This window comes from Bacillus sp. GM2 (assembly GCF_056155945.1).
The window spans coordinates 2,536,780-2,552,709 of sequence record NZ_JBRKSZ010000007.1 but is presented as its reverse complement, the minus strand read 5'-3'; the positions used below and the strand labels follow the sequence as shown (position 1 = coordinate 2,552,709).

Below are 15,930 nucleotides of genomic sequence, written 5' to 3'. Positions count from 1 at the left end.
TATTATACAAAGGTTCAATTTTTAAAAAGATAGTACTAAGAGTCATCACTAGAAGCATGAGGAGTGTTGCAACCTACCATATAAACTCATATTTTTTATCACTCTGTTCTTGACTCCTCTTAGATAGGGATTCAAAAAATCCCAGGAGATTATACAAACGGGTGTAAAATTGTTGAGGAAGCGAACCGTCAATATGAATGCGCTTGGTTGTTTCTCATATTAACGGTTCGATTTTTTATTATTATTGTCGTTTTTGGAACATTAGCCAAATGAACAGAGTAATTCCCACCCTGATGAATCCGATTAAGAATAGGAGCTTTCATCTCTTCATCGTTTTTCAAAGTCTTGCGCTACTTTATTGTACGCCTGTGCAAATTCTTCAAGGCTGAAATTAAATGCTATCTGGGTATTCTACGACATTTTCTTCAATGTTATATCGTCACTCTCAGCGTCATTGTCTCTTTTTCTTCTGAAGCGATATTGTGAAGTAAAAAGAACTGATATCTTGAGCTTTTGTTTTTTTCTTTAATCCTTACATGCCGTTCTTTTTTGAACCGGTATCCATATTTCGCTTTTAAACGTTGGGGAGCTGATATCTTGATCCTGATTCCAGAGGATTTCCGGCCCTTTTGTTTGCTCGTAATGTGAAGACGGGAACCATTCAGCATAAATGCGTCCCCAGACATTTTGAAGGGTGTCCGGAAACGGACCGGCCGCTTCAAAGACAGCCCATGTCGAGGCGGGAACTTCAAGCTGTTCATATCGGTCCGGGCATTCCTTCGTTGTCGCTGCACCGATATAATGGTCAAGCTCTCCCTGCTCTTCCATCCGGCCTTCGGAAAAGTTCGCCGATGCTTGAATCAGTCCAAGCGGCTCGACATTTGACAGCTCTTTTAATTCAGCGATGTTTTCACTGCTTAAAGCTTTCCACATCGAGGCGATTTCCGGATTGATTCCGTGAAAGATGACAGAGACCCTTTTTTTGATTCCGACGATCCGAAATGCCTTCTTTTCTACAATTCGGTAGTTCATTTCGTTTCCTCCTCTAATTGTTAACTGGAAGGTCATCGGAGGATATGCTTTCAGTGTGCTGATATCGTGCCTTGCCTCTGTCGGCGTGATGCCGTGCAGCTTTTGAAATGCGCGCGTAAAAGCATCCGGCGAGTGATAACCGTATTTCACCGCGATATCAATCACTTTTTGATTTGTGTTTTTCAATTCAAACGCTGCAAGGGTAAGCCGCCTGCGGCGAATGTATTCGGACAGCGAAATCCCTGCAAGAAAAGAAAACATCCTTTTAAAATGATATTCAGAGCAGTAAGAAAGCTGCGCAAGCGTTTGAAAGTCAATACTGTCTGTCAGGTGTTCTTCAATATACGCCATAGCTTGATTCATGTTCTTCAGCAAATCCATTTGATGACCTCCTCTGTTTACAAAAATAGCAGAAACAGAATCCCGGCATCCGACTTTCCGTGCCCGATTATGCAGGGTCATTCCCGAGACTGTCCGCCGTTCAACCATGCTGTCTTCAGCTTTTTGATGCCGTCTGCGATGCTTTTTTCAGAAAGTCCGCCAAACCCGAGGAGCACCGCGTGTGTTTCAGGAGGAGTCACATACGAGACAGAGGCTGGATATACTTTGACGCCTTTCTCCAGTGCTTTTTGGGTCAGCCACTCTTCACTCGGAGCGCTTTTCACCTCAAGGATGATGTGAAGACCGGCGTTCTCTCCTCGAACTGCGGCATGAGCGCCAAATTCACGTTTGATGGCGTCAAGGAGCGTTTTTCGTTTTTTTCGGTAGAGTGTTCTCATTCGGTTCAAGTGTCTTTGATAATCCCCGTTTTTCATAAAAAGAGCAATGGCATGCTGCACATGGCGGGAAACCGTTTGTTTAAATAAGGATGCCATATTGAGCCCTTCTTTGACGAGCGGGAAGGGGAGAACCATATAGCTGATCCTGAGGGAGGGAATCAGCGATTTTGAAAAAGTCCCTAAATAGATGACCCGGTGGTTCCGGTCAAGTCCCTGAAGGGAAGGAATCGGCTGTCCCGCATAGCGGAATTCCCCGTCATAATCGTCTTCGATGATATAAGCTCCGGTCGATGCTGCCCAGTCAAGCAACTGCAGCCTGCGGCCGACCGGCATGATCATTCCGAGCGGAAACTGATGGGACGGGGTGGTGTATACGAGTTGCGGCTGATATTGTTCAAGATCTTGCACGGAAATCCCGCTCTCGTCGACTGCTATAGGCACCACATTGAAGCCGCCGGTTTTCAGGACCGTTTTCGAGCGATGAAATCCGGGATCTTCAAATCCGACAGTTGTGCCTTTAGGAAACAGATGGCACAGCAACTGCAGCAAAACCGGTGTGCCGGCTCCGATGATGATTTGCTCGGGTGAACAGACCACGCCGCGCGACTCTCTGAGATAAACCGCAATCATTTTCCGCAGCGGAAGGTCTCCGGTCGGGGGGCCGCTTTGAAAAAGGTCATGCCCTGATTCACCAACGGTTTTGGCGAGCGTTTTTTTCCATTGGGAAACAGGAAATGACGCGAGGTCTACATGGCCGTGGTGAAAATCGATCATGTCCGCCGCCGTCTCATGTTCTTCCAGTTCTTTTTCGGCAGGAGGAGGAGGCGCAGTCTGTGCAAAGTCTCCTTCCGCTTCAGCCGCAAACCAGCCCTTTCTAGGCTTGCTGAGCAAATATCCTTCTGCAGCCAGCTGTTCATACGCGTGTTCTACAGTTGTCAGGCTGACATTTAAGTGTTTGGAAAGCATTCGTTTGGAGGGAAGCTTTGTTCCAGGCTTTATGTGTCCCGAATGAATGCTGCGTTTGAAAAACGTGTACAGCTGCTGATAAAGCGGCTCGCTGCCGCTGCGGTTTAAAAAGGGGGTTATATCCATTCGATCAGCCCTTTCAATTCATCTGGTATGTTTTATTTTATCAAAACTGGCCATTTTAAAAAGGCCAGTTGTCGGGTTAAAGTAGTTTCATAACCAACAGAAGGGAATGACGATGTTGCTTGATTATAGGGAATTGCACTGTGAAACAGAGCTCAAGGAAGTCTATCCGATCATGAGACAGCTCCGCCCCCATTTGGATGAAACGTCTTTTTTGGAGCTCGTCAAAGAAGCGCGGGAGGCTGAAAACTACATGTTATTTGCGCTGTACGACGGCGATATTCCGGTGGCTTTGGCCGGCTTTTTGCCGAGGGTTTCTTTGAATCAAGGCCGTCATGTTTGGGTAGCAGACCTGGTGACGTGTGAAAAACACCGTTCAAAAGGCTTTGGAAAGAAGCTTTTAGGCGCTGTTGAAGAGTGGGCCAAACGGAACGGATTGGCTTCAATCGCTTTATCATCAGGCTTGCAGCGCGCAGACGCTCACCGTTTTTACGAAGAGAAAATGGGGTATGAAAAAGCGAGCTACCTATTTCGCAAGGCTCTGAAATGAAAAACTCCCCGGTAAAACCGGGGAGTTATTAAAAGCCGAGCTGCAGATTCGTATCGATGGAGACGATGGTCCATACGCAAACGAGAATGAAAATGTTCAGGACGACGCCGAGAAATCCGAGACCGGTCCGTCCTTTTTTTATGAACAGCTCGATAATTCCGAGCGGAACGGCGGCCATCGCAAAAGGAAGCATCTTATACGAATATGCGATCGTGTCGCTTAAAATGGCCAAGTTTAAGACGAACAGGGACAGAATGGCCGTGCCTACAGACACCCATCCAAATACGTTGTGCTCCTTAAAGATTCTTACCAGTTCCATAATTCCACCTCACCTACTTTAGCTGCTTTGACAGGCCCTTTTTTGATCAGCCGTTCAACCTCTTTTGACGGTCCGGTAATGACGGCTCCATACACGTTCACACCATTCTGTTCCACATAGTCAAGCCGTTTGGAAAGCTTCAGGTCTTTCCTGCCTGAAATGGTTTCAGCCCATTTATTGTTCTTGATCATGTAGGAAAGCGCCGCTTTAAACTGCTCGTCATCGTTTTCGGCAGGATGCTGAATTTCAAAAATCCGGTTTGAATCTTTTCCGGGAAATCCGATCGGCTCTGCGTATGGATGATCTTTTAAATCGCCCTCTGTTTCAATCGCATTCCACAGAACGCGAATATCATAGCCTTTTAATTTTTCATACAGCTCCTTTGTCGGGTATGCTCTTTCAAAGGAAAGGAATGCTTCGGTTACGGTTCCGTCAGGCAGCTGTTTTAAAATCGACTCGGCTTTGGACACTGATTTTTCTTTGATGCCGTCAGGGTAGACAAAATGACGTTCTTCTTTTGAAAGCTCCTGATTGTATTGATGAATCTGCGGAGACTTCAGCTGATCGAAGAACATTTCCACTTCTTCATTTCCAACTACTTTTGTGACGTTTCCGATTTGCTTCTTTAACGGGAACTGTGTTTCGATTCCAAAGAGTTTTACTTTGTTGACAAGGGCTTCAGTATCGACTTGAATATTCGGATTTGTGACGGCAACTGTCATTGAAGCGGTTTGCACCAGTTCGTTCCCTTTGCTTTCATGCCCGCCCAACCCGTAGTATAGATAGCTGCCGAGTGTGCAGATCGGCAGAATAATAAGCGTAGAAATAACAGCAAGGGTGGAAATCCGCATATATGATTTATTTTTTCCGTATCTTAAAATCGCTTTTTGCTTTTCAGGACTGATCGCCAAATCCCAGTCTTCGTCTTTCATTTCTTGTTCCAGCATGTCCTGGTATTCTTCAAGCTGTTCAAGCTCTTCTTCGACCCGGAGCATTTCCGATTCGGAAAGTTCGCCGTTTTTATATTTTTCCCAACGTTTTTTTAAATCTTCATTCATCGTTAACACCTCTGTTGTAAAGTGCTTTCAGCCGCTGTCTGGCACGAAATAAAACACTTTTAAAATTAGCCTCTGAGATATTCATCAAGCTTGACGCTTCCTTGTAGTTCAATTCTTTTAAATAGTACAGCGTAAGCGCTTCCCGGTAGTTATCGGGGAGCTGGTTCATATATAAGGTTAACACTTCCTTGATTTCGACCTGGTGAGCAGGGCTTTGCACCGCGTTTTGAAACAGGTTTCCGATCATGTCGTCAGAAATCGTCACTTCCTTTTTATGCTTTCTGACATAGTCGATAAACGCATTGCGTGCCACTTGAAAAAGCCATGGCTTCACCTTGCTGTGGTCGTAAGAATGGATGTGTATGTAAGCTCTCATAAAGGTTTCCTGAAGCAAATCCTCTGCTAGATGTTTATCTTTCGTCATGGAGAGCAGGAACCTGTAAACATCATTCATATACATTTGGTAAATTTCGTCGATAGTCACTGCCTTTTCTCCCCTCTATGTTATAAACGCATAAGAAAGGTTTGAAGTTGCACTAAATATGCCCACGGCTCATTTTTCCTCCAATTTCTTACCTTTAAAATCATCTATCCTATATAATAACTGAACACGTTCAAAAAAACTAATCTTCATGGTGTAAAGCGGCCGAAATATAAAACACAGCAGCAAAATAAGCCTTTTAGCATATGAGATCTTTATTATATGCTAAAAGGCTATTTGATTAGAGGATATCCTTCATTATCAGCTGTTTTTATTGTCTGTCAAAAATATTGGCAGTGACCGCGGTGCCCTTCTGCTGCCAGCGCATCGGCTTTCGTTCGATGGACGGTGCCGAATGGGTGGTTGGGCGGAGCGTAGATTGAATAGAGTTTCAGCGGAGTATTGCCTGTATTGGTGAGATTGTGCCATGTTCCGGCAGGGATGACGATAGCGGTGTCATCATAAACATTTCTTTTAAATTGCAAATGATGTTTGCTCGGCCCCATCTGTACAATTCCCCTGCCTTGTTCAATACGAAGAAACTGATCAACGTGAGGGTGCATTTCCAATCCGATGTCTTCGCCGGGGTTGAGGCTCATCAGGGTAACTTGCAAATGCCTTCCTGTCCATAAAGCGGTCCGAAACGTTTTGTTCTGTTTTGCCGCTTCGTTGATGTTAGCGGCAAACGGCTTTTGTCCATAATCTCTTAATACGATGCGTTCTTCGCTGCCGGGTGTTCGAAAAGCGCCTGCATAATCTGATTCGTGAAACCGAACCGGTTTGTAAGAAAAAGGAATATAATATGGGTATTGATTTGGATGCATTTGTTCTAGGTCCCTTCATTAGCTTTATTGGGATCATCGTATGCAATAGGCATATGAAGTGTCCCGCTTAAAGATGGTTTTTAGTCAAAACAGTTTTTTAAAAAAAGCTTCCGGGAAAACATGATATCAGACTCACAACAGGAGGGAGAGGAGCATGGAATACACCAACATATCCGGTACATCGATCGAATCGTCGCGCATCGGTCTCGGAACATGGGCCATCGGAGGTTTCATGTGGGGCGGAAGCGATGAAAAAGAAGCGATTCAAACGATTCATGCTGCGCTTGATCAAGGAATCAACCTGATTGATACCGCTCCGGCATACGGTTTCGGACAGTCGGAAGAAATCGTCGGCAAGGCCGTACAGCAATACGGAGAGCGCGACCGAGTCATTCTCGCGACAAAATCGGGACGCCATATTAGATTTCAGAACGGATCGGGCCTGAATTCATGGCTCCGCCGACAAAAGAAAAAGTCTGAAAGTACCGGGGAGGAAATTCCCTGGTTTTTTTGTGAAAAATCATTTTTTAGTACCAGGTAATAAAAAAAATTGTTATAATAATAAAGGGAAACCTCATACGACTACATCAATAAAGGAAGTGCCATATGTATAAATTTACTGGTTATGCTGCAAAAGCGATTCTTTCTTTGCGCGGCGGAATTAAAGTATACAATAAAGAAAATCTTCCTAAAGACACAGGTTTCGTTATTGCGTGCACACATGCAGGATGGGTGGATGTCGTCGCTCTGGGTGTCGGCATTTTGCCTATGGAAATTCATTACATGGCGAAAAAAGAGCTTTTTGAAAATAAATTAAGCGGTTCTTTTCTTTCAAGCATCAACGCATTTCCCGTCGACAGGGAAAATCCCGGGCCAAGCAGCATCAAAACCCCGATTAAGCTGTTGAAAGAAGGAAAAATCGTCGGCATTTTTCCAAGCGGAACGCGGTCATCTGAAGACGTTCCATTGAAAAGAGGGGCTGTCACGATCGCCCAGATGGGAAAAGCGCCGCTTGTGCCGGCCGCATACAGCGGTCCTTCCAACGAAAAAGAGCTTTTCAAAAGAGGCAAAATGAAACTGGTCATCGGCGAACCGCTCAAACAGGAAGATTTCGCTCAATATTCGTCAAAAGAAAAGCTGGTCAAAATGACGGAAGCTTTGAATGACAGTATTAAAGCTTTAGAGAAAAAGCTGGAGCAGCTATAATTCAAACATACGCAAGGAAAAACAGCTTCTCACGCACAGAAGCTGTTTTTTTATTTTTCTAAAATTCACCTTGCACTCCATTTTTTATGGTTTATTTTTTTGTGCAGTATTTTAAAACAATGTTTATTGGTGGGAGAGCTTATATTATGAAATGGTATTTGAAAGCAATAAAAAACTATGCAGGATTTACAGGAAGGGCGAGACGAAAGGAATTTTGGCTGTTTTGCTTTTTCTCATACATGATTTTGGTCCTCTACGGTTTTTTTAAAGCCATTCTGCATCTTCCGGAATATGAAATAGAGACATTTTTAGGGATGGTTTATTTGCTTGCCATTCTTGTGCCGGGCTTGGCTGTCACGATCCGCAGATTGCATGATACGGGTAAAAGCGGCTGCTGGATCTGCATCGGTCTGATCCCTCTCATTGGGCAATTTATTTTGCTGATCATGCTTTGTCAAAACAGTGTAAAAGAGGAAAATCAATACGGGCCGAACCCGAAGGGAGCTATCTAAGCGAAAACCGCCTGTCCCCAGGCGGTTTTTTAGTTGTTTGTGGCAGTTGATTTTTCTAAAAACAAAAGCAGTTCCCGCCAAAATGTTTGAGCTGCAATGGCATCGGCTTCAGTTTTTCCCCCATAGGCTATTTTTCGGCTTTTCCGCCCGGATGTCGGAAAGTATGGAGGCCTGATATTATGGCCGGCATCTTCGAAATATAGATGTTTAACAGAATAGGGAAATCTCTTCTTTTTCAGCCGTTCAACGATTTTCTCGTTCATAGAGGCGGAGGGCCATACCAAATCATCCGTACCTGAAGTTAACAGAATAGGCCCATTAATATGTTCCGCTTTTATAATTGCTGGATGATCCTCTTTCACTTTCCGTAAAGCTTTTTTGTAAAGATCAGTAAAAGCATGAGGCTGTCTTGTGAGCTTATGTGTCACCATATTCCACAGCTGAGAAAGCGAAAACAATGGCAGCGGGGCAAAGGCGAGCGGTGCGCCGTCCAGACTCCAGGAAGATGTCTGCCGAAATTTTTTTAATCCAACGCCTTGAAAGACGACCCCGCCGCCTACATGAGAAACCGCAAAACGGATTTCAGGAAAATGGGAACCTATCAGCAGCGCCAGTTCGCCGCCTTTTGACCTTCCGCATATTCCGATCTGACGATGATGAAGTCCTTCTTGGCGTCCGAGCCAATCGATCGCTTTCCGGAAATATTCAAGCGGGATTTCAACCAGTTTTTTAGGAAGCTGTTTGTATTGAAAATAAGGGATTGCAAATGTTGCATATCCGTAATTTGCTAACATGCCTGCCATTGTTTCATCAAGACCGCCGTCAGATCCCCCTAATACGATGACTGCGGGAGGCCGGTTGACAGCAAGCGGACGAAAAAATGTGCCGGACAACCCATTTTCGCTTACTTCCTGTCTCTCTACTGTTTCAGAAAGCAGCACTCGTTTTATTTCTTTACTCAGGATCGTGCGTTCTTTTTGCTTCACCTCAATCCTGTAAACGGAGGAATTAACCGATTTTTTATGGAACGAGCAGGAGGATTCAACCGCCTGCATTGACCAAAAAAGCCCCATTTGATCTTTAGACTGGTAGGTTCCTTTTATTGGGGCTGCTGCTGCAGGGTCGACTTCTCCCAATCGATTCGCTTGAAAAACAGCATGTGATCTCCACTCTGCGTCAGCTTCATCTTTCACAGTCAAGATGATTTCAATGATGTCAAACGGTCGGAGTCCGCTTATCTTCAGGTTTATTTTTTCATCCCATTTGGAAACTGCAGGTATGTGCAAAACCGGTTGCAGAGTAATCAAGACGGCACTTCCTTTTCAAGTTTTGTATAAAATAAATCGACGCACTCCTCAACATAGTCATCAATACGATCATCGAACGACTCCTTGAATGTGGGCAAATGTTGAAACATAATGTATTGATTCAGCAAACCGAAAAACATTTGGCTTAAAATTTGAAAATTGCCGCCTGAAATTTTTTTTTCGGCATAGAGGTTCGCAAAATAAGTCTCTAAAAAGCGATTGAGACGGCGGGGAATATCCATGATTAATTCGCAAACTTCCTTATCCTGTACTGCATCATTAAAGTAAAGTAAAAAAACAGTACCTTTTTCCAGGTTTTCTTTTAGATACGCTTTTGCAATGAATGAGAGGTCTTGGCGTAAATCGCCGGTTAATATTGCTTCAAGTTCTCCAATAAAATCTCCTGATGCAACATGTTGAATAACACTTTCCCGAAATAAATTCTGTTTATTTCCGAAGTGTCTAAAAAGAGTTAAATGATTGACTCCTGCTTTTTGGGCAATTTCTCTGGTGGATGCGGCTTGATATCCTTTTTCTTTAAAAAGGGCAAGCGCCGCTTGGATTAATCGATCTCTAGTAGATTGTGTTGACATAAGTCCCTCCTGAAATGTAACCACTTGATTACATCATAATTGAACTTTGCTGTGTAATCAAGTGGTTACATATTTTGAACGCAAAAAAAAGAGGATACAAATGCATTGTATCCTCCGGTTTATTCACAGTGTTATTCCGCTTCCTCAAGGAGCGTTTCCGCAGCTTTCTTCACCTCTACGTATGAAACGTGGTGGCCGTCGATTTCGTTGATCGTGAATTCAAATCCCTGCTCGGTGATCATGTCGCCTTTTTGGACGTCATATTTTTGCGTCAGGAACCATCCGCCGATCGTGTCAATTTCCTCATTGTCGAGCTGAGTGCCGAGCAAATCGTTGACTTGGTTGACGAGCACTTTACCGTCGAGAATGTAGTGGTTTTCGCCAATCTTGCGGATTTCATTAATTTCATCAATATCGAATTCGTCACGGATTTCGCCGACGATTTCTTCAATGATGTCTTCGACCGTCACGAGTCCGGCCGTTCCGCCGTATTCATCAGAAAGGATCGCCATATGAACGCGTTCTCTCTGCATTTTCAGAAGCAGATCGTGGATCGGAACGGTCTCGATCACATGAATGATCGGATTGATAAACTGTTCAATTGTGTCTTCTTTGGAGCATTCTCCGCTGATGCAGGCCGTCAGTATTTCCTTGACATTGATGACGCCGACGATGTTGTCCTTATCTCCGTCTTCGACGGGATAGCGGGTATAGCCTTCGACCTTCGTGATGTCGATCATCTCGGCGATTTTCATATCATTTGGAAAGCTGACGACTTCTGTTCTCGGGATCATGATTTCCTTGGCAAGACGGTCATCGAATTCAAAAATTTTGTTGACATATTTGAACTCAGATTGATTGATTTCGCCGCTTTTGTAGCTTTCTGACAGAATAATTCGCAGCTCTTCCTCTGAGTGCGCCATTTCATTTTCAGAAACCGCTTCAAGGCCAAACGCTTTCGTCAGCAGCCTTGCCGATCCGTTCAGCGCCCAGATGAATGGGAACATGATGCGGTAGAACCAGATCAACGGTTTTGCAAAAAGGAAGGAAACGGCTTCCGCTTTTTGGATCGCAAGCGTCTTTGGAGCAAGCTCGCCGACAACCACATGCAAAAACGTAATCAAGCTGAAGGCGATCACGACTGAAACGATGTGTGATACAGAGCTCGGAATGTTCCACTTCACAAATAGCGGTTCAAGCAGCCGGGCGACAGTCGGCTCCCCGAGCCAACCGAGACCGAGGGCCGTCAAAGTGATGCCGAGCTGGCAGGCCGATAAATATTCGTCTAAATGTGTAATGACTTTTTTCACCGAAACCGCTGTTTTGTTTCCTTCAGCAATCAACTGATCAACCCGCGAGCTTCTGATTCTGATAATCGCAAACTCAGACGCTACGAAAAATGCTGTTAAAGCAATTAATACAGCAACAAAAACCAAATTAACTATTTCCAATTAGGACCTTCACTCTAGCGTGAGAATGAAGGTAACACCTCCTGTTTAGTAAAAGATTAACTAAAGCAGCAGTAAAAAGGACTGGATGACCGTCATTTTTTCAGGAGAAAGCCGGCTTTTCAGAATCTTCCGTTCATCGGGATTCAGCCGTTTCAATCTGTTTATGATCACGGAAATATTGTCATTGACATGATCAATTTCCGTTGTCAGGCTTCCAATTTCATCATCATTCACAGTTGAAGAGGGAAACTGGTTTTCCAGCCTTACTTTAATGTCGGACAGGGCCAATCTCTGCTGCTTGCAGTCCATAATAAACTTCAGCCGTTTGAGAGCGGCTTCATCGTAATAACGGTAGTTTGAACATGATCTGTCAGGCGTTAACAGCCCGAGATTCGTATAATAATCGACAGTACGTTTTGTTACGCCTGCAGCAGCTGCTAATTCGCCAATGCGATATTTCTCTGCCCCATCTGCATCCCTCCTCAACCATCACGTTATAGTTATAAAACATTTTAATATATTAGAAGCTGTTTATACAAGTTAATTGATCAAAAAAAGGCGTAAAATTGATGCGAAAACCTTTATTTATCTAAATATTCGAGAAAATATTGTTAGATTTAAAGTTTAGACATTTGACTGACTCTTTTTTAATAAAGTAAGATAATAGTATATATTTGGCTTGGAGGTGGTTAGATGGGGCCCTCTGCATAGTCATTTTTACAGAACGCACATCAGCCTTATTAAGGGAATTTGAATTCATCAGGAGGTGACTCCTTGTCCTTTGTGAAGGATAAGGTTAAATGGACGATATTGTTAGTCTGATAATCATCGGGATTCTGATTGCATTAACCGCTTTTTTCGTGGCATCGGAATTTGCGATTGTCAGAGTCAGAAGCTCCCGCATTGATCAGCTGATTGCTGAAGGAAACAAAAAGGCGGTTCGCGCAAAACAAGTGGTGTCGGATTTGGATGAATACCTTTCAGCTTGCCAGCTCGGCATTACGATTACAGCACTCGGACTCGGCTGGATGGGGGAGCCTACGGTTAAAAAGGTGCTGCATCCGGTCTTTGAAAGCTTGCATGTTTCTGGCGCTGTATCGCACGCTCTTTCAGTTGCCATTGCATTTTTAGTGATTACATTCCTGAACGTCGTGGTTGGAGAACTTGCCCCAAAAACCATCGCGATTCAAAAAGCCGAACAGATGACACTGTGGCTGGCGGGACCTCTGCACTTTTTCAATGTTGTCATGTTCCCGTTCATTTGGACGCTGAATGCCTCAGCCAGAGTGCTGACCGGGTTATTCGGTTTGAAGCCTGCTTCGGAAAAGGATGAATCCCATTCGGAGGAAGAGCTGCGAATCCTGTTATCAGAAAGCTACAAAAGCGGAGAAATCAATCCGTCTGAATATAGATACGTTAATAAAATCTTTGAATTCGACAATCGGATCGCCAAAGAAATTATGGTGCCGCGCACTGAAATCGCCTCCGTCCCGGTGGATATGCCGATCGATGAGGCCATTTCGGTCATGCTGCAGGAAAAGTATACGCGCTGGCCTGTCTATAAAGGCGATAAGGATCATGTCATCGGCATGATCAATACGAAACAGCTGTTTACGGATATGCTCATGATGTCAGAGGCTGAGAAAAAGCGATTGTCCCTTGAAGCCTATGTCCGTCCGGTTATTGAAGTCATTGAAACCGTGCCTGTTCAAAAGCTGCTGATCAAAATGCAGCGGGAGCGGATTCACATGGCGATCTTAACGGATGAGTACGGCGGGACATCTGGTCTTGTGACGGCCGAGGATATTCTTGAAGAAATCGTCGGGGAAATCAGGGACGAATTCGATGAAGACGAAAAACCGCTTATCGAAAAAGTCTCCGATCATGAATACATCATGGACGGCAAAGTGAGAATCGATCAGGTCAATGAGCTGTTTGAAGACGATCTCGAGGAAGAGGAAGTCGAAACAGTCGGCGGACTTGTGCTGAAAGAAAACATAGATATCGCGGAAGGCCAGGCGGTGCATATCGGCTCTTACACGATAACGGTTCTCGAAATGGAAGGGCGTCTGATTAAGCACGTCGAAGTTAAGCGGGAACAAACAACAGAACATGTAGAGCTGGCACCGGCAAATCCGGTCGTCGTTAACGAAGTCACCTTGAGCGAAAAATAGCTCAAGGTGATTTTTGATTTTAAGAAAAAAGTCATTTGAACAGGAACTTTTGTTCGTATATAATGGGAACAAACGTTCTGTTTGAGAGGTGATTGATTTGCTGTGGTACGAAATCATTTCGGAGGAAGAGAGGAAAACGTATATTAAGCGGATCGAATTTCATTTGCGGAATTGGAAAAATTACAAAGCCGCCGTGCTCAATTTAGAAAGGAGGATGGAGAAGGAGCAAAAGAACGGGCTCACCGTCAAAGAAAGAAACGCTGAATATCAGATCGACGCGGAAAAAAGGCTCTATCAATTTTTGCTTGATTCGATGGAAACGGCTGTCTCAGAATTGGATGAGCTCGAGCGGAAGTTGGTGGAATGCCGGTATATTCATAATTGGAGCATGGGAAAATGCGCGATGGAAATCGGCTACAGCGAAAAAACGCTGTTTTTAATGAAGAAATCGCTGCTGGACAAGCTGCTTGTCAGCTTGGCGGCGATCACGAATATTTAACGGATGCGAGGGCTTGTCTCAAACAAGCCCTTCTTTTCTGGCCGCTTCAGTTTTTTTTCAGGTTCTTGACGCGATGATGACACGGGAGAGGGCAGCTTTTCTTTTATGATAAAGACAAGCTTTAAACAGCGGGGAGGTTTGACACATGTAATGAAACAAATGCCGGTCATTTTTTGAGACAAACGCTTCAGGAAAGGAGAGGAAGAACATGGATTTTTCTGAAATTGCGCTCGTTCCGCTGATTACGGGATTGGTGCATACGGTAAAGCTTGTCGGCATTCAGAAACGATTTCTCCCCATCTGTGCAATTGTCTTCGGCATCTCGATTTCTCTCTTGTTTACCGCAGGGGACTGGAAGGAAGATATGATGATCGGAACTTGGCTTGGCTTGTCATCAGTTGGATTTTACTCCGGCTCAAAAAACGTCTTGAAACCATTATCAAAGGAGGAGATTGAACATGAAGATTTATTTGGATCCGGGACACGGCGGAAGTGATCCGGGAGCATCGGGAAACGGTTTGCAGGAAAAGGACGTGACGCTTGCGATTGCTCTCAAAATGAATGATATTTTATTAAAAGAGTATGATAACGCAGAGACGAGGCTGAGCAGAACAACAGACAAAACGGTCACGCTTCAGGAGCGCACAGATGATGCCAATTCGTGGGGGGCCGATTTATTTGTCTCCATTCATACAAACGCTTTTGACGGTACGGCGTACGGGTATGAAGATTATATCTACAGCGGCTTGACCGATGAGTCGGTTACTGCTCTTTATCAACGGATCATTCACGGCGAAGTGATCAAGCAGAACGGACTCAGGGACAGGGGAATGAAGAAGGCGAACTTTCATGTTCTTCGGGAAACAGCGATGCACGCCATATTGACGGAGAACGGCTTTATCGATCATCCCGAAGATTCGGCAAAAATGAAAAGCGCCGCCTGGATCGAACAGACGGCGCGGGGACATGCAGCCGGCATCGCACTCTGCCTCGGTCTGACACACAATGAGTTTCCCCTGTATAAAGTGACGATGGACGGGGGACAAATTGGAGCTTACCAAGAAAAAGACGATGTTTTGAACGTTATTTCTGCGAATTGGGACAGCTTTCAAACAGCGGCCATTGAAAAAGGATAAAAAGGGAAGAATCCATTTTGAAGCATTCAAAATGGATTCTTGACATTAATGAGTCCGCATCTTTTTTCATTTGGGCGTAATGTTCCTTTCTGAACGCTCCCATCAGAATTTGAGCTGCTATACAAATCAATAAACCAGAATAATTGGTTCATCATAACACCATCATTTTCACGGAATCAGCATGCTGCCGGCCCAGAATCCGCCGATTGAGCCTGCCATTGTAAGCAGGATGTAAACCGCTGAAGCCTTTACCCGCTTTGCAGCCAAAAGCTGAACAGCTTCAACGCTGAACGTCGAAAATGTTGTGAAGCCTCCGAAAAATCCAGTTCCGACCACGATAGAGACCGTTTGATTGTCAATGCCGAGGCTTATGAATATGCCGAGAGCGAATGAGCCGAGAATATTGATCACCATCACGCTGACCGGAATGCGGGGGCGCGGAATCATCGCCATGAGCACATTGCCCAGCCAAAATCTCAAAACGGACCCGATTCCTCCCGCGATCATAAAAGCAGCTGCCATCATGATTGATACCGCTCCTTTTCTTTCCCCGCAGCTCCGCTGACCTTTTTGCCGATCACGATCCCCAAAAATGCGAAGCATACCCCGCAGGCAAGCGATGCCATCAAGTACAGAACTCCGATGTGAGCGGCCGATTGCAGCAGAAGTACGGTTTCTTTAGAAAAAGCGGACATTGTCGTATACCCGCCGCAAAACCCCGTCCCTAAGCATAATTGGACGAGCGGCTTTTTTGCCCGAGCCGCAAAAAAGCCTGTCAAAAGGCCGAGCAGAAGGCTTCCGGACGTGTTTTCAATAAAAGTCGGCCAAGGAAAAACGGCGGTGCCGCCGAGCAGATTGACTGCGTAGCGCAGCAGCGATCCGATGGCTCCCCCGATAAAAACGGCAACATATGATTTCAT

Annotated in this window: 20 protein-coding genes; 8 read left to right on the top strand and 12 right to left on the bottom strand. The window is 44.8% G+C overall.

All coding sequences use genetic code 11. From position 1 onward, the window contains the following. Positions 1-525: 525 nt before the first annotated feature. On the bottom strand, positions 526-1,413 hold the full coding sequence (locus ACVC9U_RS14015) for an AraC family transcriptional regulator (protein ID WP_441391180.1): 888 nt from the start codon (positions 1,411-1,413) through the stop codon (positions 526-528). Between the two features lie 77 nt (positions 1,414-1,490). Next, positions 1,491-2,903 (bottom strand): MocR-like pyridoxine biosynthesis transcription factor PdxR, encoded by a 1,413-nt coding sequence (gene pdxR, locus ACVC9U_RS14010; protein WP_441391179.1) that lies wholly within the window; start codon positions 2,901-2,903, stop codon positions 1,491-1,493. 112 nt (positions 2,904-3,015) lie between these two features. Here pdxR and ACVC9U_RS14005 point away from each other — a divergent pair, with 112 nt between their 5' ends. Then, on the top strand, positions 3,016-3,450 hold the full coding sequence (locus ACVC9U_RS14005; RefSeq protein ID WP_145651519.1) for a GNAT family N-acetyltransferase: 435 nt from the start codon (positions 3,016-3,018) through the stop codon (positions 3,448-3,450). Positions 3,451-3,478: 28 nt separating this feature from the next. Here the strand turns inward: ACVC9U_RS14005 and ACVC9U_RS14000 are convergent, their stop codons facing one another. From ACVC9U_RS14000 to ACVC9U_RS13985, 4 genes are all read right to left on the bottom strand, one after another. Further along, positions 3,479-3,769 (bottom strand): hypothetical protein, encoded by a 291-nt coding sequence (locus tag ACVC9U_RS14000; protein WP_003180123.1) that lies wholly within the window; start codon positions 3,767-3,769, stop codon positions 3,479-3,481. Further along, positions 3,757-4,827 carry an anti-sigma factor gene (locus ACVC9U_RS13995; RefSeq protein ID WP_441391178.1) on the bottom strand — a complete coding sequence of 357 codons (1,071 nt, stop codon included), beginning with the start codon at positions 4,825-4,827 and terminating at the stop codon, positions 3,757-3,759. Before ACVC9U_RS13995 ends, ACVC9U_RS14000 begins: the two co-directional genes overlap by 13 nt. Next, positions 4,820-5,311: an RNA polymerase sigma factor SigM gene (gene sigM / locus ACVC9U_RS13990; protein ID WP_011197692.1), complete on the bottom strand. Its 492-nt coding sequence runs from the start codon at positions 5,309-5,311 to the stop codon at positions 4,820-4,822. Before sigM ends, ACVC9U_RS13995 begins: the two co-directional genes overlap by 8 nt. Positions 5,312-5,589: 278 nt before the next feature. Continuing rightward, complete coding sequence (locus ACVC9U_RS13985) at positions 5,590-6,132, bottom strand: cupin domain-containing protein (protein WP_441391177.1); 543 nt, start codon at positions 6,130-6,132, stop codon at positions 5,590-5,592. A gap of 154 nt (positions 6,133-6,286) precedes the next feature. On the opposite strand from ACVC9U_RS13985, the gene ACVC9U_RS13980 reads away from it, so the two are divergent. The 3 genes from ACVC9U_RS13980 (at position 6,287) to ACVC9U_RS13970 (ending at position 7,850) form a co-directional block, all read left to right on the top strand. Continuing rightward, on the top strand, positions 6,287-6,673 hold the full coding sequence (locus ACVC9U_RS13980; protein ID WP_441391176.1) for an aldo/keto reductase: 387 nt from the start codon (positions 6,287-6,289) through the stop codon (positions 6,671-6,673). A 65-nt stretch (positions 6,674-6,738) separates the two neighbouring features. Beyond that, positions 6,739-7,338, top strand: a complete 600-nt coding sequence (locus tag ACVC9U_RS13975; protein WP_059232064.1) for a lysophospholipid acyltransferase family protein — start codon at positions 6,739-6,741, stop codon at positions 7,336-7,338. Positions 7,339-7,484: 146 nt separating this feature from the next. After that, on the top strand, positions 7,485-7,850 hold the full coding sequence (locus tag ACVC9U_RS13970) for a DUF805 domain-containing protein (protein WP_020450741.1): 366 nt from the start codon (positions 7,485-7,487) through the stop codon (positions 7,848-7,850). A 29-nt stretch (positions 7,851-7,879) separates the two neighbouring features. Here ACVC9U_RS13970 and ACVC9U_RS13965 read toward each other — a convergent pair whose 3' ends face one another. The 4 genes from ACVC9U_RS13965 to ACVC9U_RS13950 form a co-directional block, all read right to left on the bottom strand. After that, entirely contained in the window at positions 7,880-9,157 is a 1,278-nt protein-coding gene (locus ACVC9U_RS13965; protein WP_095289900.1) for an acyl-CoA thioesterase/bile acid-CoA:amino acid N-acyltransferase family protein, read from the bottom strand. After that, complete coding sequence (locus ACVC9U_RS13960; protein WP_441391175.1) at positions 9,154-9,750, bottom strand: TetR/AcrR family transcriptional regulator; 597 nt, start codon at positions 9,748-9,750, stop codon at positions 9,154-9,156. Before ACVC9U_RS13960 ends, ACVC9U_RS13965 begins: the two co-directional genes overlap by 4 nt. Before the next feature lie 131 nt (positions 9,751-9,881). Continuing rightward, on the bottom strand, positions 9,882-11,201 hold the full coding sequence (locus ACVC9U_RS13955; protein ID WP_441391174.1) for a hemolysin family protein: 1,320 nt from the start codon (positions 11,199-11,201) through the stop codon (positions 9,882-9,884). Between the two features lie 60 nt (positions 11,202-11,261). Further along, a complete protein-coding gene (locus ACVC9U_RS13950) occupies positions 11,262-11,687 on the bottom strand; it encodes a MerR family transcriptional regulator (RefSeq protein ID WP_043925061.1) in 426 nt (141 codons plus the stop codon). A 314-nt stretch (positions 11,688-12,001) separates the two neighbouring features. Between ACVC9U_RS13950 and ACVC9U_RS13945 the strand changes: the two genes are divergently transcribed. From ACVC9U_RS13945 to ACVC9U_RS13930, 4 genes are all read left to right on the top strand, one after another. Beyond that, the gene (locus ACVC9U_RS13945; protein WP_003180145.1) at positions 12,002-13,375 is read left to right on the top strand and encodes a hemolysin family protein; all 1,374 of its coding nucleotides are present in this window, start codon (positions 12,002-12,004) and stop codon (positions 13,373-13,375) included. A 97-nt stretch (positions 13,376-13,472) separates the two neighbouring features. Beyond that, positions 13,473-13,874 carry a hypothetical protein gene (locus ACVC9U_RS13940; protein ID WP_003180147.1) on the top strand — a complete coding sequence of 134 codons (402 nt, stop codon included), beginning with the start codon at positions 13,473-13,475 and terminating at the stop codon, positions 13,872-13,874. Between the two features lie 208 nt (positions 13,875-14,082). Next, a complete protein-coding gene (locus ACVC9U_RS13935; protein ID WP_003180149.1) occupies positions 14,083-14,370 on the top strand; it encodes a hypothetical protein in 288 nt (95 codons plus the stop codon). Further along, positions 14,333-15,010 (top strand): N-acetylmuramoyl-L-alanine amidase family protein, encoded by a 678-nt coding sequence (locus ACVC9U_RS13930; protein ID WP_009328972.1) that lies wholly within the window; start codon positions 14,333-14,335, stop codon positions 15,008-15,010. The genes ACVC9U_RS13935 and ACVC9U_RS13930 overlap by 38 nt, the downstream gene beginning before the upstream one ends. A gap of 168 nt (positions 15,011-15,178) precedes the next feature. Here the strand turns inward: ACVC9U_RS13930 and crcB are convergent, their stop codons facing one another. Together crcB and ACVC9U_RS13920 are read right to left on the bottom strand one after the other, a co-directional pair. Beyond that, entirely contained in the window at positions 15,179-15,535 is a 357-nt protein-coding gene (gene crcB / locus ACVC9U_RS13925; protein ID WP_003180153.1) for a fluoride efflux transporter CrcB, read from the bottom strand. Then, positions 15,532-15,930: a fluoride efflux transporter FluC gene (locus ACVC9U_RS13920; protein ID WP_003180155.1), complete on the bottom strand. Its 399-nt coding sequence runs from the start codon at positions 15,928-15,930 to the stop codon at positions 15,532-15,534. The genes crcB and ACVC9U_RS13920 overlap by 4 nt, the downstream gene beginning before the upstream one ends.